General features: G+C 65.3%; 20 protein-coding genes, 1 tRNA gene and 1 rRNA gene (1 of these 22 only partly in view). 10 read left to right on the forward strand and 12 right to left on the reverse strand.

Going from position 1 to position 21,072, the window contains the following annotated elements:
* Positions 1-1,010: ribosomal RNA gene (locus RE429_RS09450) — 16S ribosomal RNA — on the reverse strand; it reaches 475 nt to the left of the window's first position.
* Between the two features lie 960 nt (positions 1,011-1,970).
* Complete coding sequence (locus RE429_RS09455; protein ID WP_414474020.1) at positions 1,971-2,384, reverse strand: DUF1236 domain-containing protein; 414 nt, start codon at positions 2,382-2,384, stop codon at positions 1,971-1,973.
* 69 nt (positions 2,385-2,453) lie between these two features.
* On the opposite strand from RE429_RS09455, the gene RE429_RS09460 reads away from it, so the two are divergent.
* The 7 genes from RE429_RS09460 to RE429_RS09490 all read left to right on the forward strand — a co-directional run bounded on the left by RE429_RS09460 (position 2,454) and on the right by RE429_RS09490 (position 9,300).
* Positions 2,454-3,203 (forward strand): SDR family oxidoreductase, encoded by a 750-nt coding sequence (locus tag RE429_RS09460; protein WP_414474021.1) that lies wholly within the window; start codon positions 2,454-2,456, stop codon positions 3,201-3,203.
* A 300-nt stretch (positions 3,204-3,503) separates the two neighbouring features.
* Positions 3,504-6,395, forward strand: a complete 2,892-nt coding sequence (locus tag RE429_RS09465; RefSeq protein WP_414474022.1) for a penicillin-binding protein 1A — start codon at positions 3,504-3,506, stop codon at positions 6,393-6,395.
* Positions 6,395-7,435 carry a hypothetical protein gene (locus RE429_RS09470; RefSeq protein WP_414474023.1) on the forward strand — a complete coding sequence of 347 codons (1,041 nt, stop codon included), beginning with the start codon at positions 6,395-6,397 and terminating at the stop codon, positions 7,433-7,435. Before RE429_RS09465 ends, RE429_RS09470 begins: the two co-directional genes overlap by 1 nt.
* Before the next feature lie 424 nt (positions 7,436-7,859).
* On the forward strand, positions 7,860-8,255 hold the full coding sequence (locus RE429_RS09475; protein WP_414474024.1) for a VOC family protein: 396 nt from the start codon (positions 7,860-7,862) through the stop codon (positions 8,253-8,255).
* A 26-nt stretch (positions 8,256-8,281) separates the two neighbouring features.
* Positions 8,282-8,785: a peptide deformylase gene (locus RE429_RS09480; protein ID WP_414474025.1), complete on the forward strand. Its 504-nt coding sequence runs from the start codon at positions 8,282-8,284 to the stop codon at positions 8,783-8,785.
* Between the two features lie 68 nt (positions 8,786-8,853).
* The gene (locus RE429_RS09485; RefSeq protein WP_414474026.1) at positions 8,854-9,078 is read left to right on the forward strand and encodes a hypothetical protein; all 225 of its coding nucleotides are present in this window, start codon (positions 8,854-8,856) and stop codon (positions 9,076-9,078) included.
* A 145-nt stretch (positions 9,079-9,223) separates the two neighbouring features.
* A tRNA-Asp gene (locus RE429_RS09490) sits at positions 9,224-9,300 on the forward strand.
* 252 nt (positions 9,301-9,552) lie between these two features.
* Here RE429_RS09490 and RE429_RS09495 read toward each other — a convergent pair.
* Positions 9,553-11,520, reverse strand: a complete 1,968-nt coding sequence (locus tag RE429_RS09495; RefSeq protein ID WP_414474027.1) for a PhoX family protein — start codon at positions 11,518-11,520, stop codon at positions 9,553-9,555.
* A 123-nt stretch (positions 11,521-11,643) separates the two neighbouring features.
* Here RE429_RS09495 and RE429_RS09500 point away from each other — a divergent pair, with 123 nt between their 5' ends.
* Positions 11,644-11,901 carry a hypothetical protein gene (locus tag RE429_RS09500; RefSeq protein WP_370437936.1) on the forward strand — a complete coding sequence of 86 codons (258 nt, stop codon included), beginning with the start codon at positions 11,644-11,646 and terminating at the stop codon, positions 11,899-11,901.
* A 124-nt stretch (positions 11,902-12,025) separates the two neighbouring features.
* Positions 12,026-12,457, forward strand: coding sequence for an RNA polymerase sigma factor region1.1 domain-containing protein (locus tag RE429_RS09505; RefSeq protein ID WP_414474028.1), 432 nt, complete (start codon positions 12,026-12,028; stop codon positions 12,455-12,457).
* A gap of 15 nt (positions 12,458-12,472) precedes the next feature.
* Here the strand turns inward: RE429_RS09505 and RE429_RS09510 are convergent, their stop codons facing one another.
* Both RE429_RS09510 and RE429_RS09515 read right to left on the reverse strand, forming a co-directional pair.
* On the reverse strand, positions 12,473-13,693 hold the full coding sequence (locus RE429_RS09510; RefSeq protein ID WP_414474029.1) for a DUF882 domain-containing protein: 1,221 nt from the start codon (positions 13,691-13,693) through the stop codon (positions 12,473-12,475).
* Between the two features lie 79 nt (positions 13,694-13,772).
* Positions 13,773-14,474, reverse strand: a complete 702-nt coding sequence (locus tag RE429_RS09515) for a L,D-transpeptidase (protein ID WP_414474030.1) — start codon at positions 14,472-14,474, stop codon at positions 13,773-13,775.
* A 95-nt stretch (positions 14,475-14,569) separates the two neighbouring features.
* On the opposite strand from RE429_RS09515, the gene RE429_RS09520 reads away from it, so the two are divergent.
* On the forward strand, positions 14,570-15,031 hold the full coding sequence (locus RE429_RS09520) for a DUF2726 domain-containing protein (protein ID WP_414474031.1): 462 nt from the start codon (positions 14,570-14,572) through the stop codon (positions 15,029-15,031).
* Positions 15,032-15,036: 5 nt separating this feature from the next.
* On the opposite strand, the gene RE429_RS09525 is transcribed toward RE429_RS09520, so the two are convergent.
* From RE429_RS09525 to RE429_RS09555, 7 genes are all read right to left on the reverse strand, one after another.
* Positions 15,037-16,047: a ribonuclease Z gene (locus RE429_RS09525; RefSeq protein ID WP_414474032.1), complete on the reverse strand. Its 1,011-nt coding sequence runs from the start codon at positions 16,045-16,047 to the stop codon at positions 15,037-15,039.
* Between the two features lie 60 nt (positions 16,048-16,107).
* Positions 16,108-16,929: a substrate-binding domain-containing protein gene (locus RE429_RS09530; protein ID WP_414474033.1), complete on the reverse strand. Its 822-nt coding sequence runs from the start codon at positions 16,927-16,929 to the stop codon at positions 16,108-16,110.
* Positions 16,910-17,251: a hypothetical protein gene (locus RE429_RS09535; protein ID WP_414474034.1), complete on the reverse strand. Its 342-nt coding sequence runs from the start codon at positions 17,249-17,251 to the stop codon at positions 16,910-16,912. The genes RE429_RS09530 and RE429_RS09535 overlap by 20 nt, the downstream gene beginning before the upstream one ends.
* A gap of 70 nt (positions 17,252-17,321) precedes the next feature.
* On the reverse strand, positions 17,322-18,125 hold the full coding sequence (locus tag RE429_RS09540; protein ID WP_414474035.1) for an ABC transporter permease: 804 nt from the start codon (positions 18,123-18,125) through the stop codon (positions 17,322-17,324).
* The gene (locus tag RE429_RS09545) at positions 18,122-18,844 is read right to left on the reverse strand and encodes an ABC transporter ATP-binding protein (RefSeq protein ID WP_414474036.1); all 723 of its coding nucleotides are present in this window, start codon (positions 18,842-18,844) and stop codon (positions 18,122-18,124) included. The genes RE429_RS09540 and RE429_RS09545 overlap by 4 nt, the downstream gene beginning before the upstream one ends.
* The gene (locus RE429_RS09550) at positions 18,841-19,806 is read right to left on the reverse strand and encodes a PQQ-dependent catabolism-associated beta-propeller protein (protein ID WP_414474037.1); all 966 of its coding nucleotides are present in this window, start codon (positions 19,804-19,806) and stop codon (positions 18,841-18,843) included. The genes RE429_RS09545 and RE429_RS09550 overlap by 4 nt, the downstream gene beginning before the upstream one ends.
* Positions 19,794-20,978 (reverse strand): ABC transporter substrate-binding protein, encoded by a 1,185-nt coding sequence (locus RE429_RS09555; protein ID WP_414474038.1) that lies wholly within the window; start codon positions 20,976-20,978, stop codon positions 19,794-19,796. Before RE429_RS09555 ends, RE429_RS09550 begins: the two co-directional genes overlap by 13 nt.
* Positions 20,979-21,072: the final 94 nt, after the last annotated feature.

Genomic DNA, 21,072 nt, shown 5'->3' on the forward strand with positions numbered 1-21,072 from the left:
GACGACAGCCATGCAGCACCTGTGTTCCGGCCAGCCGAACTGAAGAGGAATGTCTCCACTCCCCATACCGGACATGTCAAAGGCTGGTAAGGTTCTGCGCGTTGCTTCGAATTAAACCACATGCTCCACCGCTTGTGCGGGCCCCCGTCAATTCCTTTGAGTTTTAATCTTGCGACCGTACTCCCCAGGCGGAATGCTTAAAGCGTTAGCTGCGCCACTGACGAGCAAGCTCGCCAACGGCTGGCATTCATCGTTTACGGCGTGGACTACCAGGGTATCTAATCCTGTTTGCTCCCCACGCTTTCGCGCCTCAGCGTCAGATCCGGACCAGTCAGCCGCCTTCGCCACTGGTGTTCTTGCGAATATCTACGAATTTCACCTCTACACTCGCAGTTCCACTAACCTCTTCCGGTCTCAAGCCTTGCAGTATCGAAGGCAATTCTGTGGTTGAGCCACAGGCTTTCACCCCCGACTGACAAAGCCGCCTACGCGCCCTTTACGCCCAGTGATTCCGAACAACGCTAGCCCCCTTCGTATTACCGCGGCTGCTGGCACGAAGTTAGCCGGGGCTTCTTCTGCGGGTACCGTCATTATCGTCCCCGCCGAAAGAGCTTTACAACCCTAAGGCCGTCATCACTCACGCGGCATGGCTGGATCAGGCTTGCGCCCATTGTCCAATATTCCCCACTGCTGCCTCCCGTAGGAGTTTGGGCCGTGTCTCAGTCCCAATGTGGCTGATCATCCTCTCAGACCAGCTACTGATCGTCGCCTTGGTGGGCCATTACCCCACCAACCAGCTAATCAGACGCGGGCCGATCCTTCAGCGATAAATCTTTCTGCTCTCGCACGTATCCGGTATTAGCCCAAGTTTCCCTGGGTTATTCCGAACTGAAGGGCACGTTCCCACGCGTTACTCACCCGTCTGCCTGACCCCGAAGGGCCCGTTCGACTTGCATGTGTTAAGCCTGCCGCCAGCGTTCGTTCTGAGCCAGGATCAAACTCTCAAGTTGAACTTCAGAATTCGATCTCGACTGTTCGTCTTAAAACGCAAAATTGACAGAGCACCTCTCACTCCGGCCAAAACCGGAGCGGTGTACTCACCAAAAGCGCAAGACCTGGTCGATGTCTTGTTCAAAGCAGCCCCAAAGGGCCGCCGCAAGGACACCGCCGCCTGCGCTTCTTCTTCCTTCTTCACTTGTCAAAGAGCAAAACCCCGGTCCGAAGACCAGTCCCGGTCCGAAGACCGGAGCGAAACGCCCCGAAGGACCCTCGCCGACGCGGCAGTCCCGAAGGCCGCCGCCGATGAAGAGCTGTCTAATCGAACATTCCGCCGCCGTCAACCGGCATCTGCAAAGAAAGTCGAAAGATCTTCGCAGTGTTCGTCCGGCACGTCATCGAACAGGCCAAGCAAAACCGTGCCCGGACAACGCAGGTCGCCCAGGCCGAACCGTCGAACGCCCCGAAGGACCTCGACCGATACTCAGGATTTGCCTCCAGAGGAGCCAGCCGTCCCGCGGAACACGCCGCAAAACCACAAGGCTCATGGATCAGGCCGGCAACGAGGGACCCCGTCGCCGGTTCCGGCACGCCCACGTCCGCTCCGGGCATCGCTGCCCGGCCCGGCCGCCGTGTGATCCGGAAAAAAACAAGCGCGAGGCCGAAAGGGCGTCGCGCCGGGTTGCGCCGATATAAGCAATCCGCAGCGTTATGCAAGCGAAGAATCACGGTCCCCAGAACCCGGCGCCGGCACGCCGCGCCGGACAATCGTTCGGGTGTTCTGCCGGGAGAAGGGAAGAGGGCAGGGGCGGTGTCGCAAGGCGCCGGTTCGGAGCATGGGATGGCACATGGGATGACGACGATCCTGGGCCGTGAACCGACGGAAGGAGCGGACTCGCGGGGGGAGGAATAAGGCTGCCTGAGAGAGCTGCCTTATTCAAGAGAGAGTGGAATTCAATTGAGAGCGGGAGGCGTCACTCGATGACCTGGACGATGGTGCGGGTCTGAGGATCGACGAGAACGGTGCGGTCGTTCACGATCGTATAGCTGTACGGATTGGCGAGGCCGACGCTCGGCGGAACGGAATAGAGACGGACACGCGGCGGAAGCGGCTGGCCGACGACTACGTCCTCGGCGACGCGGATGGACGGACGGCGCTGGGCGACCGTATAGGTGTGGACGCGCGCGGTCTCTTCGGGGGACAAAGCGGCGCCGACGGCGGCACCCGCAACGCCGCCCACGGCGGCGCCCACCGGGCCGCCGACGAGGGCGCCAGTGACGGCTCCGCCCGCAGCGCCCGCAGCGGTCCCGCTCTGGCAGGCCGCGAGAGCAAGAGGAAGGGTGATCACGGCCAGAGTGGCGGCCGGGCGTAGGACACGATTGCGCATGACGGACTCCTTTCCGATTGGCAGAATGCGAACGCGAAAAAGCTTGGCCGGTTCCACGAGGAGGAGAACATGAGCATGAATTCCAAGGTCGCCATCGTGACCGGTGCCGGAACCGGCGTCGGAAAGGCGATTTCCGCCGCCCTGCTGAAGGAGGGCTATCACGTTGCGATGGCCGGCCGCCGTCAGGAGGTGCTCGAAAAGGCGGCGGCGGAGATCGGCGGGACGCCTCTCCCGATCACCGCCGACGTGGCGGACGCGGCTTCGGTCAAGGCGTTGTTCGCGAAGGCGAAAGACAGGTTCGGACGGCTCGATCTGCTCGTGAACAACGCGGGAACCGGCGCGCCGCCGGTTCCTCTCGAGGATCTGACGCTGGAGCAATGGCAGAACGTCGTCGGCACCAACCTGACCGGAGCCTTCCTCTGCACGCAGGAAGCGTTCAGGATCATGAAGGCGCAGGACCCGAGAGGCGGACGCATCATCAACAACGGCTCCGTCTCGGCCTATGCGCCGCGTCCCTTCTCGGCGCCGTATACGGCGACCAAGCACGCGATCCTGGGCTTGACCAAATCCACGTCGCTCGATGGCCGCGCCTACGACATCGCCTGCGGGCAGATCGACATCGGCAATGCGGCTACCGACATGACGGCGCGGATGTCGACGGGCGTCCTGCAGCCGAACGGCACGGTCATGGCGGAGCCGACCATCGATCCCGCTCATGTGGCGGACGCCGTCGTCTACATGGCGGGCCTGCCCCTTGAGGCCAATGTGCTCACCATGACGGTCATGGCCACGAAGATGCCGTTCGTCGGGCGGGGCTAGAGCCTCGAACGCAAAAGTGGGAACCGGATCCGGTTCCCGGTCGAGTATGCGACAGCCCAGGGAAGGGAACCGTTTTCACGGAGGTGGACACGGCCACTAGGGCGGAAAATATGATCGGCCAGGCTGGGAAGCCTGGCTTTTCCGCTCCATATGGACTCGCATGCCGGTCCTAAAACAGCCGTACTATCGAGCTTTCATCCAGCCTTCTTCCGACAGGATGAGGGGACCGGCGGCCTGCCGGCCCGTTTCATCGCGGACCGGGCTTTCGAATGAGCAGGGTCGTTCCATGATGGCGGCGGAATGAGCGCGATCCTCGTCAAGATTTTCGCAACGGCTCTTACCTTGAGCCAGGTTCTGGCGACCCCGGAGGCGGTGAAGACCTCCTTCGATCCCGTCCAGGACCGGGAGGAGGTGGCCGGAATCCTCAAGCTGGGCTGTGCCCATATGCGGCGCGCCTTCGACATCGAGGACATCAATCTCGACGATCTGATCACGACCGCCATGGACGATCCGCAGGCGGTCGCCGGCGACCTCAAGATCCTCAAGGGGTTGAGCTTCGGCGACCTGCACGCGAGCTACCGGCTGTTCTGCAAGAACGAGACGGTGGAGCCCTCGCCCGTCGATCTCGGCGAAGTGATCGCCTATTACAACAAGGCCGTGGCCGACCTTCCCGATGCAGGACAGCTGAAGGGCCTCAGGCTGCCCGGCACCAGCGTGATCCTGGACGGCAGCGGCCGGCGTTTCGCGGAAGTGTACGAGCCCGATCACCGGCGCATGTGGGTGCCGCTGGCGGATATTCCGAAATCGGTGCAGCAGGCTTTCGTCTCGGCCGAGGACAAGCGGTTCTATCAGCATTCGGGCGTCGACGAACGCGGGGTGATCCGCGCCTTCATGAACAATCTCACCGATCCCGGCCGGCCGGCCGGCGGCTCCACCATCACGCAGCAGGTGGCCAAGAACCTCCTCGTCGGCGACGACGTGACCTACGATCGCAAGATGCGCGAGATGATCGTCGCCACCCGCGCCGAGAAGCTCCTCAGCAAGGCGGAGATCCTGGAGATCTACCTCAACTCCATCTACCTGGGGCGCAACTCCTGGGGCATCGAAATGGCGGCCCAAAGCTATTTCGGAAAGAGCGCGAAAGCGCTCTCGGTGGCGGAGGGCGCGCTTCTCGCAGGGCTGGCGAAAGGGCCCAACTACTACAATCCGGATACCCAGCCCGAACGCGCGCGAGACCGCATGGCCTATGTGCTGAGCCGCATGCAGGAGGATGGCTTCCTCGACGCCGAGCAGGTCCGGCAGGCCATCGCCGCCCTGCCGCCGCGCATTCCCTTCGAGCGTCCGCGCCGCGACGGCGGCTTCTATTTCGTCGATCATCTCAAACGCGACGCCCGCAGCCTTGCGGGCGTCGAAAGCCTGACCGCCGGCTCCTATACGGTGCGCTCGACGATCAACGCGGACCTGCAGCGGGACACCGAGGCGGCCCTGCAGGAGGGGCTCGCGCGCTACGAGATGAGCATCGGCCGGCAGCGCTTCCAGGCGGCCGAGACCAATCTCGCGGAGGCCGTCAAGGCGCTCGCGGGCGGCCCGAGCGACGATGGAGCGCCGCCCTGGCGCGGAGCGCTCGCCAATGCGCGGCTGCCGCTCTACGACGTCCGCTGGCCCGCCGCCGTGGTGATCGAGACGGGCAGGGGGGGCAAGAAGGGGGCGGGCGTCCTGCGGGTCGGCCTGCCGGACGGACGCGTGCTGCCGCTCAATGCCTGGGAGGCCGCCCGCCGCGACCTGAAACTCTATGACGTGGTGCGCGTGCGCGTCGTCGAGCAGAAGGGCAAGGGGGCGGTCCGCGCCGACCTGCGCGTGCCGCCGAGCGTGCAGGGCGGAGCGGTCGTTCTGGAGAACAGGACGGGCCGCATCCTCGCGATGGCCGGGGGCTTCTCCTATCCGTTGAGCCAGCTCAACCGCGTGACGCAGGCTCATCGCCAGCCCGGCTCCGCGTTCAAGCCGATGGTCTACCTGGCCGCCCTCTCGAAGGGGCTGCAGCCCAACACCCTGCTGTGGGACGCGCCCGTGACCCTTCCACCCGTGAACGGCAGCTCCGCCGCGCGGGAGCAGGATTATTGGTCGCCCAAGAACTACGACGGCGGCGGAGGCGGCATCGTCACGCTGCGGAGAGCGCTCGAGAACTCGAAGAACCTCGTGACGGCCCGCCTCCTCGACGGCGGCATCGAGGCCGATCCGGCGCGAAGCCTGCGGGACGTGTGCGATCTCGCCCTGGAGGCGCAGCTCTATCTCGAATGCACGCCGCACTATCCCTTCGTGCTCGGCGCGCAGCCGGTGCGGATCCTCGATCTGGCCGCGTTCTACGCCGCCATCGCCAACGAGGGGGCCATGCCGGTGCCCCACGTCGTCGAGAGCATCGAGGAGCAGGGACGGCGCGTCTACAGCCGCAAGACGCAATCCCCGGTGCGGCTCGGCTCCGCGGACGCCGCCGCCTTCTACCAGTTGAAATCCATGCTGCAGGGCGTCCTCGAGCGGGGCACCGCGCGCAACCTGAAGGCTCTTGCTCCCTATGTCGGGGGCAAGACGGGGACGTCGAACGACGAGAACGACGCCTGGTTCGTGGGATTCTCGAACGACGTGACCGTCGCGGTCTGGGTGGGGCACGACAATGCGGACGGCAAGCGCCGGACGCTCGGGCGCGGGCAGACCGGCGCGAAGGTGGCGGCGCCGATCTTCAAGGACATCATGGAGGCCGCTTGGAAATCCCACATTCCCAAAACGCCCTTGAGCCCGCCATCGCCCCAGGCGGCCAAGCAGCTCGTCGCCCTGCCGATCGATCTCAATTCCGGCGACCGGCTCACCAACGGGGAGCGCGGCGCCTTCACGGAATATTTCCGGCTGAACTGGTTCGGACGCTTGAGCGAAACGCAGTACCGCCTCGTGCCTCAGGACCAGGTCTATGCCTTCCGCAATCCCGATCCCTGGAGCGACGGGGACGATTTCGGCACATCCAGTCCCTATGAGGACGCACCTTACATGCCCGGACAGAGCTGGCTGGATTCCTTCCGGCAGAACGCCCCCGTCCAGCGCCGTCCGGAATCGGGCGGGCGCTGGTGGTGGGAGGACGAGCCTCGCTCGAGACCGCACCGGGTCGATCCCGATTATCCCTGGGGCTACCAACGGGTCTATTGATGAAAGCACGTCTTCTCCAGTGCCGGCGCCTGATCGCCCTGGCGGCTCTCTCCCTGTCCATGTCTCAGGCTTTGGCCGAGGAGTATCGGGTCGAGGAAGTGCCGTCCGTCACGGCGGTCGCGCCTGCGCGGATGAAGCCGGGAACGATCCTGTTCAGCGATCGACCGGCGGACCGGATCGCGGACGGCGAGACCGGCCTCATGAAATTCGAGGACTGGTCCCGGGAGCGGCCGCTGCAGAAACGCTTCCTGAGCCCCTTTCCCGGTTATGTGGAGCCCAGGATCATGGTGTCGGTCCACGGCATCGAGAAACCTTATGTCGAAAAGCTCCACATGTACGTGGTGGAAACGCGGTTTCTCATCGCAAAGCCCGCCGATGCGATCGATCTCAAACGGTTCGTGACTCTCGACGTCGTGGAGAAGCTCGACCCTTCGATCCGGCACCATCGCATCACGGCCGATCAGGCGCGTCCCAACATCGATCCGAAGAGCGCCCATAACCGCCACCCGGACCGGCGCTGGTGCGAGGCCCCGCAAAGCCTGTGCATCGAATCCCGCTATCCGCTCGAAGGGCGGCTGCCGGTGGGCATCCGGCTCGCCAACAAACTGGAGGATGGCGGCAAGAAGATCTCCGAGTTCATGGAGTTCCAGAGCGAGATCCGGGTCATTCCGCATTCCGAGATCGATCAGGCGGGCCTCGTGAAGCTCACCAATCTGGATGAGCCGGTGACGGGCGTGCTCGAGCAGACCCTGTTCGACGTGAATCAGGTGATGCAGTTCGGAAAGCTGCTCGCCGTCCTCCAGCCCGATCCGGCGGACCGGGCGAAGACCATCGCGACCGTCTTCATGGCGCTGGGCATCGAAACGGACGTCCTGCAGCAGAAGAAGGAGTTCGCGAGCGTCCCGGTCCTGCGCAATCTCATCCCGGTTCAGGTGCTCATGGGAAAGAGCTCCTTCAATACCGGCAACTCCATCAGCGCAGGGCTGCCGAGCTATGTCCGCAACCGCATCCGTTCGATCGCCGAGATGCTGGACAAATGATTCGTCCGGGAAAAGGCTCACGGAGAAAGCCCATGAGAAAGCCCATGAGAAAGCCCATGAGAAAGCCCATGAGAAAGCCCATGAAAAAGCCCCGTTCCAACGCGGGCTGAACGGGGCTTGGAGTTGGCGGAGGCGATAAGGGGTTGCGGGTGTGATGCCTCCGTGCCAAGTCAAGAATTAGGACCGAAACAGGGTTCCGCGCCCTGCGCCGTTTCGGAAGCTTGGCGGGTTCACATTTTCTCGACCAGATCATCGGACGTGGAAAGTGGATTCCGCTTCTGGGATCGCTCCGATGCTCCCATCATGGAAGAGCGCATCGCTTAAGCGAAAAACCGGGTCCACTTTTTCGCCCGATGCGCTATGGGCTGTGACCGCTTTGAGACGTCCGCCACTCTTCAAGTTTCGATTCAACGAGAGTTTCACCATGGCCAAAGCCATTCATTCCATGATCCGGGTTCTGGACGAGCAGCGCTCGCGCGACTTCTACGGCAAGGCTTTCGGCCTCGATGCGGCGGAGCGGCTCGCCTTCGACGGCTTCACGCTGGTGTATCTGAGCAATCCGGAAAGCGAGTTCGAGCTCGAACTGACCATCAATCACGGCCGCACCGAGCCTTATGCTCCGGGCGACGGCTATGGTCATCTCGCCGTCTCCGTGGACGACCTGGAGGCGGACCATGCCCGCCTGACGCAGCTCGGCCTGAATCCCATGCCGATCCGGGAACTCATGCATCAGGAGAAGCGGCTGGCGAAGTTCTTCTTCATCCAGGACCCCGACGGCTACAGGATCGAAGTGCTGCAGCGCGACGGCCGGTACAAGTAAGACGCCTGCGTGAAAGGACCCGGCCTGTGGCGATCCGTCCCATCCTGCGTTTCCCCGATCCGCGCCTGCGCCTGCAGGCGCAGCCCGTTGCCGCCTTCGACGGTGGACTCCGCGATTTGGCGCGGGATCTGGCGGAGACCATGCGGGCGGCTCCTGGCATCGGCATCACGGCTCCCCATATCGGAGCGCTCGAGCGGCTCGTGGTGATCCAGCTCGATGCGGACCCGGCCCCGCGCCTCTACGTGAACCCGCAGATCGTCTGGGCCTCGCCGGAGACGATCCGTCACGTGGAGGGGAGCGTCTCCATGCCCGGCGTCACGGACGAGATCGAGCGGCATGCTCGCGTGCGGGTGCGCTATCGCGATCTCGACGGCGACGAGCGCGAGGAGGAGGCGGGGGGCCTGATGGCCGTCTGCCACCAGCACGAGATCGATCAGCTCGACGGCATCTTCTGGATCGACCGCCTGTCCAGCCTGAAACGGGATCGCCTGATCAGAAAATTCGACAAGCTCCAGCGCCAGAGGGCGTAGAACGGAGCAGTTTATCGCCGACGCGGCCCTCCGGGTCCGCAAAGGGACCAAGAGGGAGTTCCACTCGCGTGGTTGAAATTTTTCGCATCGAGACCATCGCCTCGGAGGAGGCGGGCGGAGGGGTGATCCGTCGGATCATGGTCCGTACCGATTCCGTGGAGAAGGCGAAGGAGCGCGCCGCCAAAGTGTTCTCGCTCGCCCGCCGGCCGCAATCCCGCGATCCTGAGATCGAGGCGGTGCGCGTGCTCGATGGGGCAGGGTACGAGGTGTTTTCCATCAGCACGCGGGACTGATCGACGAAAATCGTCCTGTGAAAAGCAGGTCCGGGCTGTGGATGACGAAAACAACATTTGACAGCCCGGCCAATCACCGGTACGAGCGCGGCCTCCCCAGCGGAAATGTCGGGCCTCGGTTCGACGCGGTGGAAGAGAAAAATGCGCGGGCGTAGCTCAGTCGGTTAGAGTGCCGGCCTGTCACGCCGGAGGTCGCGGGTTCGAGCCCCGTCGCCCGCGCCACTCTCTCCCTTCCCAACATTCCCCATATCAAGACATCGCCAGCGCGCGGCCCGAGGGCCGATCGCCCGCCTGCTCCCTGAACGAACAAAGGAGCCACGAGAGCAAATTGCATTCTGACGGGATCAGAATGCTTGCTCTCTCTCTCTTTGATGAAGCATCGTTCTTCGCGAAGAACCGGTTCCCACTTCTTCGCACGATGCTCTAGGGGCTCCTTTGAATTTTTGAACGACGTTTGAATGACGATGGCGCGGATCAGGCGATCTTGCCGCCGCCCTTCTTCGTGATCACGAGCACGGAGGGGCGGGGCGGAACGCCGTCCTTGAAATCCGGCCAGCGGGTGATCGGGTTTTCGAAGCTCGCCTGAACGCCGTCCTCCGGCTCGCCGGGATGCTGCACCGCCAGGAACAGCGACTCGTCGTTGGGCGTGAAGCAGGGGCCGCACATTTCGGCGCCCACCGGGACGCGGAAGAAATGCTTGGAGGTGCCGCGCAGCTCGCCCTCGGTTTCGAGCGCCCAGAGACCGTCGGCGCGGCCCGTGGCCTTGGCGTTGTTGCCGTCGGTGGCGATCCAGAGGCGGCCCTGGCTGTCGATGGCGCAGTTGTCGGGCATGCCGAACCAGCCGTTCCGGGTGGTCTCGGACGAGAAGGTCGCACCCACGGACGCCACCGCAGGGTCTCCGCACTTGACCAGGACTTCCCATTTGAACGCGGTCGAGGCGTGGTCCGCGCCCTCCGGCATCATCTCGACGATATGCCCGAAAGCGTTGTTCGCGCGCGGGTTCGCCGCGTCCACCTGGTCTTCCTTGCGGCGCGTGTTGTTGGTGAGCATCACGTAGACGCGGTTCGTCTGCGGATTCGCCTCGATATCCTCCGGCCGGTCCATCTTGGTGGCGCCGAGAAGGTCCGCCGCGCGGCGCGTCTCGATGAGCACGTCGGCCTGGCTCCTGAAGCCGTTCGCCTCGGTGAGCGGCCCCTGTCCATGGACCACCGGCAGCCACGTGCCCGTGCCGTCCGCGTTGTACCGGGCCACATAGAGGGTTCCCTCGTCGAGCAGGCCGAGATTGGCGGCTCTGTTCTGCGGGTCGACCTTTCCGGCGGTGACGAACTTGTAGACGTAGTCGAAGCGCTCGTCGTCGCCGAGATAGATCACGTAGCGGCCGTCGCGGTTGGTGATGCCCGCCGCGCCTTCATGCTTGGTGCGTCCGAGCGCCGTGCGCTTCTTCGGCACGAAGTTCGGATCGAAGGGATCGATCTCGACGACCCAGCCGAAGCGGTTGGCTTCGTTGGGCTCCTTGGCGATGTCGAAACGGTCGTAGAACTTGCCCCAGGCATAGGCGGGCGTGCCGATGCCGTAGCGCTTGTAGTTCCTGGCCTCGGGATGGTTGTCGCCGACCTTGCCCCAGAAATAGCCGTTGAAGTTCTCCTCGCAGCTCAGCCAGGTGCCCCAGGGGGTGACGCCGCCGGCGCAGTTGTTGACCATGCCGCGGACTTGGCGGCCGCCCGCATCGGCGGCGGTCTTCATGCGCTCGTGTCCGGCGGCCGGTCCCGTGATCTCCATGGGCGTGTCGGCAGTGATGCGGCGGTTGTACCTGGAATCCTTGACCACCTGCCACTTGCCGTCGACGCGGCGGATTTCGACGACGGCGCCGCCATGGGCCGCGATCTCGATATCCACCAGCTCCTTCGTCATCTTGGCGAAATCGGCATCCTTGGAGTCCTGGATGCCGACGCCGGCAAACATGAGCTCCTCGTTCGTATATTCGTGGTTCGCCACGAGGAGGCCGCGGTCGCTCGAACCGTCGAGCGGGATGAAGCCGATGAAGTCGCTGTTGTAGCCGAACTGGCGGGCCTGGCGTTCGGCCGTCTGGTTCATGGGATCGAATTCAGGGGCATCCGCGAAAATCGGATCGCCCCAGCGCAGCAGCACCTGGGCATCGTAGCCCTCGGCCACGTGGTGCGTCTGGTCGACGCCGGCTTCGATCTCGGCGAAATCGAAGGAGCCCGCCTGTGCCTTCCTGGCCGGCTGCTCGTTCGCCGCCAGGGCCCTGGTTCCGACCGTGGCGGAAATCGCCGCCACGGCGAGCGAGCCCCGCAGAAGATCGCGTCGGTTGAAGCGCGCGGCGATGATCTCGCCCATCGTGAGGTTCGCCGTCGGGTTGATGCCGACATCGCCCGAATCCTCCAGCTCGCTCGCGCGAAGGCGGCCCTTGTGCTCGTCCATTTGGCTTCTCCGTCTCCTGTGACGAGACTGCCTTAGGATCGTTCCATGTAAGCTGCGTGACAGGCTCCGGCCGCGGGACGATTGCCGGGGACAGGATGCGCCCGATCGTGTATGGATCAGACCATGACCGATGACACCTCCGCTCTCCGCATCCAGCTCGCCGACCAATGGCAGAAGCTCGCCATCGAGCTGATCAAGAAGGGCCTGCCGGCCGACATCATCTTCGAGTCCCTGCTCACCGTCGGCCTCGCCGGTCAGGTCGAGGTGCTCGGAAAGGACGTGGCGGCAGCCCGCCTCGCGGCGATCGCCGAGCAGCTCTCCGAGCAGGTCCGGCAGCAGAAGGAGGCGCTTCAGGAAGCCTCCGGCGCAACGAAGAACTGAACGGACCGGACCCGAGCGGCCGCTCTTGAAAAATGTCGCCGGACATCCCTCCATCCCGTGCAACACCTCGCCGGATTGCGGCGTTAGGCTGTTAAGCCTTGTGGAACCTTGAGGTGATGTCCTCATGCAGCCGGCATTCGACAGCGACATTCTGGGCCGTTTGGTCTCCCTCGGGCGGGAGCGGGGGCATCTCACGACGGCGGACCTTCGCGCCAGCCTTCCCATCGAACGCATGAGCGCGGAAGAGATCGCGCTCGTCGTGGTCCATCTGGAGGAAACAGGCGTTCCGGTCGAACTCGAGGAGAGTCTGCTTCCGGCCCACCAGAAACCAGCAGCACCGGGCCCGCGACGCAGCGCTCAGATCATCCCCTTTCCCGGGCCGCGGGCGCGGCAGGGCGCGCCGGACACGAGACCTGCGCCTGCGCCGAAGGCTCCTGTTCCGGAGCCGCCTCAGGCCACGGACGAGACGCCGCTTCCTGTCCGCTGGATCCTCGCCGGGATCGGAGTGCTCGTCTTCGCGGTCGCCTCGCTCGCCGTCTTCGCGGCGGCCATCTGATCCGACCTGAACCCGTCAGCCGGCGTTCGCCCAGACGTTTCTGGGAGGTTCCTGCTCGAGTCGTGGAAGAGGCTTGATCGCCGGGCCCGTGAAGCGCGCGGTGCTCAGCTCGTCGAGCGTCTCCGCCGAGAACCCGTTGTCGAGCCACGCGGTCTTGGGCTCGAAGAGCGAACGGACGGCCGCCCTCACGTTGTAGCCCAGAATCGGCTCGAAGGAGGCCGTGGGTCTGCCGCCCGGCTGCGCCGCGAGTGCGATCCGGGCGGGCGGTACCGGCGGCTCGAAGGACGCGACCCGAGGCGCCGCCTGAGGCGCGAGATCCTGCGGCCGCTGCGGCGGCAGGGGCGCGGGCGGAGCGACAGCCTCGGGCGCAGCCGATGCGACCTGGATCGGCTGCTGCTGGGCGGGAGCCTGCGGCGGCGTCTTCCGCCCAAAGACATTCGCCAGAACCGAGCCGATGGAGCCGCCGCCCGCCGAAGCCTGCTGGGCGAGGGCGGCGTTGCGGGAGGCGATCTCGACCCTGGCCTGCTCGTAGCCGGGGAGCGGCTTGCCGTTGGCGGGAAGGTGAGCGGTCTTCCCGTCCGGGAAGAGGCGCGCGAGCTGCTGCTGCGACATGCGGGGCCAGGCGCGGACATTGCCCGTATCCACATGGACGAAATTGGACGAGGCGTAATAGCCGACGCCGCCGTATTGCAGGCGCATGGCGACTTCCCGAAGCCGCTCGGTGGAGACGTCGGGCAGGCGGATGTCCATGGCCTTGCCGAGCATGTGCTGGCTGTTCTCCGCTACCCCGCTGGACCGGGCGCGCAGGGCGGAATTGGTCTCGGGCGAGCGGTAGGACGAGATGATGTGGATGGGCTGGCGCGATCCGGACTCGCGGTAGACCTCCCACAGGACGTCGAAGAGCCGGGGATCCATGCGCGCGGGCTTGTCGTTGCGCCAGTCCCGCAGAAACCAGTTGAGCTGGTTCAGGGCCTGCTCGTCATAGTATCCGTTCCTACGGAACGTGATGGTGACGCTGTCCTGGCGATGCGTGTGGACGAAGCTCAGGGTGCGGGTCTCGCCCTCCGCCTGAACGATCGTGTTCCACGGGTACAGCGCAAGAAGACCGGCCGCTCCGGCAAGAAGATAAGCAATCTTTAGGCTCGTTTTCCTGACATGCCCGCAGTTGTCCGCGAGCACACCCGCCGCACGATATTTGCCGAACGACCGTCCCGGTCGGTCCGTGATGTCCCGCATTTTGGTTTTATCCCGCTACCCTTACGAGAGGTGTGGCGGTCAACCATGGCAAAAATAGGCTTAATACTTCGTTCGCGCGCTACGTAGCCTGTGCAGTATGCGGCCCGCGCCGGCTTCCGGACCCGAGAACCACCACTTTCGTGCCGAGAGGCGTGTGGTTGTAGAGGTCGATCGCGTCCTGGTTGATCATGCGGATGCAGCCGGACGAGACGTTGGTGCCGATGGTCCAGGGCTCGAAGGTGCCGTGAATGCGATAAAGCGTATCCTTGTTGCCCTGCCAGAGATACATGGCCCGGGCCCCGAGGGGATTGCCCGGTCCTCCGGGCATGCCGTGGCCGCCGGGCAGATCGCCCATCTGCCTCATCAGCTCGGGCTGGCGTCCGAACATTTCCTTCGGCGGGTACCAGTCGGGCCATTCCTGCTTGTCCTTGATGACGGCGGTGCCCGACCAGCCGAAGCCGGCGCGCCCCACGCCGACGCCGTACCGGACCGCCACGCCGTCCCTCAGGACGAGGTAAAGATAGCGGCTCTGAGGATCGATCACGATGGTGCCGGGCTCCTCGTCCCTGTCATAGGCGACGACGCGGCGAAGGTAATTGGGATTAATCCGCGATAGGTCGATCCCCGGAACCGGATAGAGGTCGTTCTCGATGGGGGCGTAGACCGCCCGATAGGACGAGCGGGCCCCCAGCTGTTGAGCGAGGCTCGGAGCCGCCGGAAGGCTCGAGCAGACGGCTGCGGCTGGAACGCCCAGCACGAAGGCGCGACGATTGAGGTCCATCTTCACTCTCCCCAAGGCTTCGACCTGGCAATAAGAAGACGCAGGACCACGCGGCTCGGTTTCATGGAGCCGGGCCTTAAGATCGGGAGGGGGCGATGGTTGAGAATATGTCCTGGGCATGGATGGGCGGCATCACCCTGCTCGTCCTGGCGTTCCTCGTCGCGCTGGTCTGGGTGCGCCGCGTCCGCTATCGCCGTGTGTCGGTCATGACCGCCAACGAGCGCGAATTCTATCGGCGCCTGCTCCAGGCGCTTCCCGATTGCGAGATCTGGCCGCAGGTGCCGCTTCTGGCTCTCGTGCGGCCCGACGCGCGGGAGGGCAGCCGCACCTTCTGGGTCGCTTTCAAGCAGATCTCCAACACCCGCGTCGACTGGGCGATCGCCCGCGACATGGAGGTGATCGCCCTGATCGAGCTCGACGACCGCTCGCACGATGCCAAGCGCGACGCCAAGCGCGACCAGATCCTCAAATCCTGCGGCTACCGGGTCCTGCGGTTCCAGTCGAAGAAGCGTCCGGACCCGGAACAGATCCACGACGCGGTCTTCCCGGCGCGGTGATCCGGTCAGGCGGTCAGGGACCGGGCTTCGCCGCCCTGAAAACTCTCGGCGACTTCCTGCCGAAGCGCATCGGGTTCGGCGATGTAGCGGGCCGAATGGTGGAAGGGCGTCACGCGCCGCACGTCGGCCTCGCGGGCGAGGGCGCCCGCTTCCCATGCGGTCAGATGGCGCGAGGCTTCGGCAAGGGACCGGTCGCTTTCGAGAAACACGGCCTCGATGAAGAGCTGATCCGCCTCCTTCGCCAGTCGCAGGATCCTGGCGCGGTTTTCCGCATGAGGCGCGGCGTCCGTGACGTAGGCGACCACCTGGCCCGGGGCCAGGCGCAGGGCGCGATGCTTCAGCTCTCCGAGCCTGAGAATCCTGCCGTCCGGCACGAGGATCGGATGATCGTCCGGCAGGCCACGGCGCACCGCCTGTTTCGCCTCGTTCAGCCAGGGCCCCGGCGGCACTCCCATCTCGGCCAGAACGCCGCGCCAGACATTCACCTGCATGACCTCCCGCAACGCGAAGGCGAGCGATGGAATGCCGTGATCGAGGGCAACCGCCTCGATCACGAAGTCGGCCTCCGCCCATGCGAGGCCTTTCGCGAATTGCGGCGCCTGCACGTCGCGCCGGGCGAAAGCCTCGCGGGCGTGGAACTCGGCCGCCCGCACGAGGCGGGAGCCGTCGTAATCCATGGCACGGAGGCCGAAATCGACCGAGTTCTCGTCGAGCAGGTTCCAAGTGAAGCTGCGGATCCGGTGTTCGATCCGATCCGTGAAGCCCGGCGGACCGATCAGGACGAGCGGCGAGGGACGGTGAAGGCACAGCCTGAACAGACGGTCGAACCCGGCGAAATGGTCGACATGGGTATGGGAGACGAAGACATGGCTCACCCGCAGCAATTCGCGCGAGGAAAGCGCGCTCACGTCCCCCAGATCGAACAGGATCGCCCGGCGTCCGAACCGGAAATCGAGATAGACGCCAGGATCGCCGAAGGGATCGTTCACGAGGCGGGGTTGAACAAGCCAAGACATGAACGGCCAACGGGCCCGCCTTGCCCGGTGTTCCCGGGCCGTGATGTCCGTTACGAGGCCTCATGGCAGAATCCCCGTACGCTTCGATGGCTGGTCCAGGCGCGGAACGCCGTATTCCGCGAGAATGGCGTCGATCTGCGGCTTGAGGCGCGTGAGCGCGCCTTCGATCTCTTGGCGCAGCGCGTCGTCTTCTTTCCGGACCGCCATGGAAATGTCCCACGCCATCGGCAGTTGAGGGCCGTCGAAGAGAGGCCTGACCGGCGTGACTTTCAGCGGAGCGGATTCCCGGGTTGCGAAATAGCCGCCGAGAGGCCCCCAGGCGATGGCGACGTCGATGGTTCCGTCGGCCACCGCCTCGATGATGCGGGCCGGCGGGTTCGGCTCGCGATAGTCGCCATAGAGGCTGAATCCGCGCACGTTCTCGACGATGCCCCGCCTGGAGAGGGCATGGGCGGGCGGCGTGTTCCAGCCGTCGTCGCCCACGAGCTGCACGCCGACCTTCACTGTGCGAAGAACCGCATCGTTGAAGGATTGCGGCGCGGCCTCGTTCATGCGCGTCACGAAGACATAGGAGGAGCGGTAATAGGGAAACGTGGTGCGCACGCCCTCGATATTGCTCGGGAGGCCCGGCACCAGATCGCAGGTTTCCGCTCTCAGCCCTTCCCGCAGGAACCCCCGGCGTTGGGCGCGCCAGGTATAGGCGAGTGTGGCATTCAGATCGCGGGCGATCAGGTCGACGATCCTGTTCTCGAAGCCCTCGCCCTTGTCGTTGGAGAAGGGCAGGTTGTTCGGATCGGCGCAGACCCTGAGTTCGCGGGCCTCGGCAGCACCGGCGGTCAGGAGAGCCGCCACGAGAATGGCTTTAGGGAAGCGTGAAGACATACAGCGTTCCTCCCTTCGTCGTGACATCCTTCAAGTCGCGCATGGCGTTGGCGGAGCCTTTTTGCGGCCGTGTCCGCGCGGGTCGAGATCGTTCGACACGAGGGCGCCCGCCCAGCAGGTTCTTCACGTTATCCGTGTTGATCTCATCGAGTTCGCTGTAGCGGGTGCCGGCGTCGTTCTTGGCCGGCATGGTCCATTGGCCGTCGTCTTTCGGAGCGGCTGCCGGCGGCGCTGCCGGGACGGGCTGCTGCTGGGCGAGGGCGGGAAGGCACAGGGCCAGAGAGAACAAGGCTTGAACGGCACCACGGCGGAGAATGGCCAAGCCTGCATCCCCACAACCTCACACCTCGATAATCGCCGAGCTTAACGATCCTCGGACGGGTATGTTCCTCTCAGGCCCGAGCCCTGCGGGCCCAGAGGCCGCGCCCGGGATCGTACCCCCAGGCGGCCGTGCTCAGGAACGCCACGAACGCGCCGAGGCAGACGGCAAGGGAGGTCGGCTCCAGGCGCAGGTAGAGGGCGAAACGGATCAGCTCGACCGCGTGGGAGAAGGGGTTGACCAGTGCGACCAGCGCCAGCGGCGGGCTCACCTCGTCGAGACGCCAGAGCGGATAGAGCGCGGTCGAGGCGAAGAACACCGGAAAGATCACGAAATTCATCACGCCCGCGAAATTCTCCAGCTGCCTCACGAAGGCCGAGAGAAGAAGCCCGAAAGCGCCCAGCATCATCCCGGCGACGAGGAGGGCCGGAAGGACGGCGGCATAGCCGAGGAGCGGCGGGCGAACGTCCCAGAAGCGCGCGAGGGCGAGGAAGAGATAGACGATCGGAACGATCGAGATCGTGTTGGCGATCAGTCTCGCGGCGAGGAGCCACCAGCGGGGCAGAGGGGCGGTCAGAAGAACCCGCATGGAGCCCATCTCCCGGTCGTAGACCATGGAGAGCGAGGTCTGCAGGCCGTGAAAGAGCAGCATCATGGCCGCGAGCCCCGGCACCACATAGACCTCGTAGAGGATGTAGGTCTGGTAGGGCGGAATGATGGAAAGCCCGAGGACGGACCGGAACCCCGCCGCGAAAATGCCCAGCCAGACCAGCGGACGCACGATGGAGGCGGCGAGCCGTCCGTGCTGTCCGAGGATCTTCAGGCTCTCCCGGCGGACGATGCCGTTCAGGGCGCGCAAGGCATGGAGCGCGCTCATGCGGCCTGCCCCGTCAAGCGGACGAAGGCTTCGGACAGGTCCGAGGCGGTGAGCGACAGATCCTGCGCCTGACCCTGCCAGCACACGCGGCCCTGGTGGAGGACGACGAGGCGGTCGCCGGGCTCGACCTCGTCGAGCATATGGGTCGCCCACAGCACGCTCACGCCCTGGTCGCGGCAGAGGACGCGGACATGCTGGAGCAGCGCCCGCCGCGTCGGTACATCGAGCCCGATCGTCGCCTCGTCGACGATGAGCACCCGCGGGCGATGGATGAGCGCACGGGCGATCTCGACCCGCCGCCGCAGGCCGCCCGAGAGGTCGCGCACCTTCTCGTCGATGCGCTCGGCGATCCCCAGGCGCTCCAGTTCCGCGGCGGAGCGCTCCTTGGCCTCCCGCCGGGTGAGCCCGTGCAGGGAGCCGAAATAGAGCAGGTTTTCGGAAACGCTCAGATCGAGATCCAGGGTGGAGGCCTGGAAGACCACCCCGAGTTGGGCGAGGGCTTTCAGCGGCTCGGTCCGCAGACGGTGCCCCAGGACCCGGATGTCGCCGTGACGGGCCGCATAAAGCCCGGTCACCAGGGAGATCAGCGTCGTCTTCCCGGCGCCGTTGGGGCCGAGAAGCACGCAGAACATGCCCGGCTCTACGGAAAAGCCGACCTCGCTCAGGGCGCTCCGCTTGCCGAAACGATGGCTCAGGTTGTCGAGAACGAGGGCCGTCACGGCGCCACCACCACGCCCCACGGAGACCGGCCGACGCCGACGCTCTTGATCACGCTCCGGTCTTCGAGATCGATCACGGAGACGTCGTTCGAATTGCCGTTGGCGGTGTAGAGGCGCTGGCCCGCGGGCGAGAGGGCGACGTGCCAGACCCGCTGGCCCACGAGATAGGTGCGCAGCACCTTGAATGTCCTGGCGTCCACCTCCGCGACCCGGTTCGACGGTCCGAGGGCCACATAGGCGCGGGACCCGTCGGGGGTGAGCTGAAGGCCGACCGCCTGAACCAGGTCGCGCGAAACGCCGGGCACCTCGAAGCCGATCTTGGCCAGGGGCGCGCGCGTCTGCGCGTCGAACACCGAGACCGTGCCGCGCAGTTCCGAGGATACCCAGATCTGCTTGCCGTCGGGGGAGAACAGCACCATGCGCGGGCGCGTGTCGACGAGGATGTTGTCGATCAGCTCCAGCGATCGCGCATCGATCACATGGACCATGCTGGTGGTTTCGGACGTCACGGCGGCGAGTTGCCCGTCCGGGCTCACGCCGACCCCCTCAGGTTCCACGCCGACCTCGATCTCCTGCACGATCGCGAGCTTGGGCAGATCAACCACGGAAGCCTGGTTGTTGTCCTCGTTTGCCACGAACAGTCGTTGTCCATCCGGATGGACGGCGAAGAATTCAGGATCCGAGCCCGAGGGAATCGCGCTTTCCACACGCCTCGTCTTCAGATCCACCACGTCGATCCGGTCGTCGTCTCCGACCGCCACGTAAAGCTTCGTCCCGTCATGGCTCAGGGCGATCCCGCGCGGGCGCCGCCCGACCGCGATGGTCGCGGTCATCGTCAGGCTCTTCCCGTCGATGACGGAGATCGTGTTGTCCTGCTCGTTGGAGACGTAGATGGTTTCCGCGACGACGGGGCTCGCGAGAGAGATGAGGCAGAAGAGAAGGCTGGGCCTTAGAACTTGCATCGGCTTTCGTCCTTGTCCGTTCCCAGGCTGTCGAGCTCCGATCCCCTGTGCAGGAAGCCCGCCTGGGGCGAGGCCGAGACCAGCAGCCGCTGGTTCACGATGAGAATGGGCTGGCGCATCTGCCCGTCCCATTCGCGAAAACCCTGGCCTTGCCCCTTGAAGCCGGAGAGCAGGAAATCCTGGCTGCGCATGTAGGCTTCGATGGTGCCCGGATCGGTGCTCTTCGTCCGGAAGGCGGCCTCGCCGATGGCGCGGGCGGCGGCCCAGGCGGCGTAGTCGATGGAGGTCATCCGCCGGTTCGCCTGCTTCTCGAAGCGGTTCTGGAGCTGCGTCGCGCCCCACTGCTCCGTGACGGGGCTCCATCCGGTCGCAACGAGGCCGTGCGTCCCCGCGACGGGGCGCGGGCGGGCGGTGCGCCCTTCCAGGTAATCGCCGAACTCGCCGGCTTCGTCCGCCACCACGAGCACGTCGTAGTCCGGGCCTTGCGTGAAGGTGGGGATTTCGGTCTGGAGCTGCACGTGCCCCGTATCGGTGCGGCCGTTGCCGGGCTGGAAGGTCCAGTCCTTCTCGGCCACGATCTCCATGCCGAATTTGCGCGCGGCCAGCCTGTAGGCCTCCGCGAGTTCCCGGTCGCCCGGCTGCCGGCCGGTCACCAGAAACCAGCGCTTCCAGCGCTTGAACGCGAAATACTGCGCAAGCCCGTCCGCGATCATGGCGCGGCTCGGCAGCGTGTGAAGCGTGTCCCGGCTGCAGGCTTCGTTGCGAAGGCTGTCGTCGGGGGCGCCGGCATTGAGAAGGAGAATGTTCCTGGTCGCGGCGACCCGCGCGAGCGCTCCGAGCGTCGCTCCATCCGTCGCCGCGATGACGAGCCCGATGCCGTCGTCCGCGAGCGCCCGGATCGCGAGCACCGGATCCTCGTCCCGGTCGAGCCGTTTCTCCACGAGAACGAAGCGCTGCCCCGTGAAGCGGCCCGTGGTCTGATTGTCGGCGATGCCGAGGCGGGCGCCTGCCGCGCCCTCCTCGGTGACGACGTCGTCCAGGCGGGACACCGGCTGCGAGGGCGGCTTTGCCCGCGTGACCACCGCAACGCTCAGCACCTTGTCCTGCGCCAGGGCGGGCATGGCCAGGATGAGGCCGGTCACGAGGCCGATCAGACGGAGCAGGGTTCTCATTCGGCGCCCTCGGCGGCATGAGGGGTTGTTCCGGCCCGTTCGCTCGATGGGGTGCCGGGCCCGGGCGTTCCGGGCGCGGCTTTCTTGAAAATGC

Source organism: Microvirga sp. M2 (assembly GCF_047497095.1).
Taxonomy (GTDB): Bacteria; Pseudomonadota; Alphaproteobacteria; order Rhizobiales; family Beijerinckiaceae; genus Microvirga.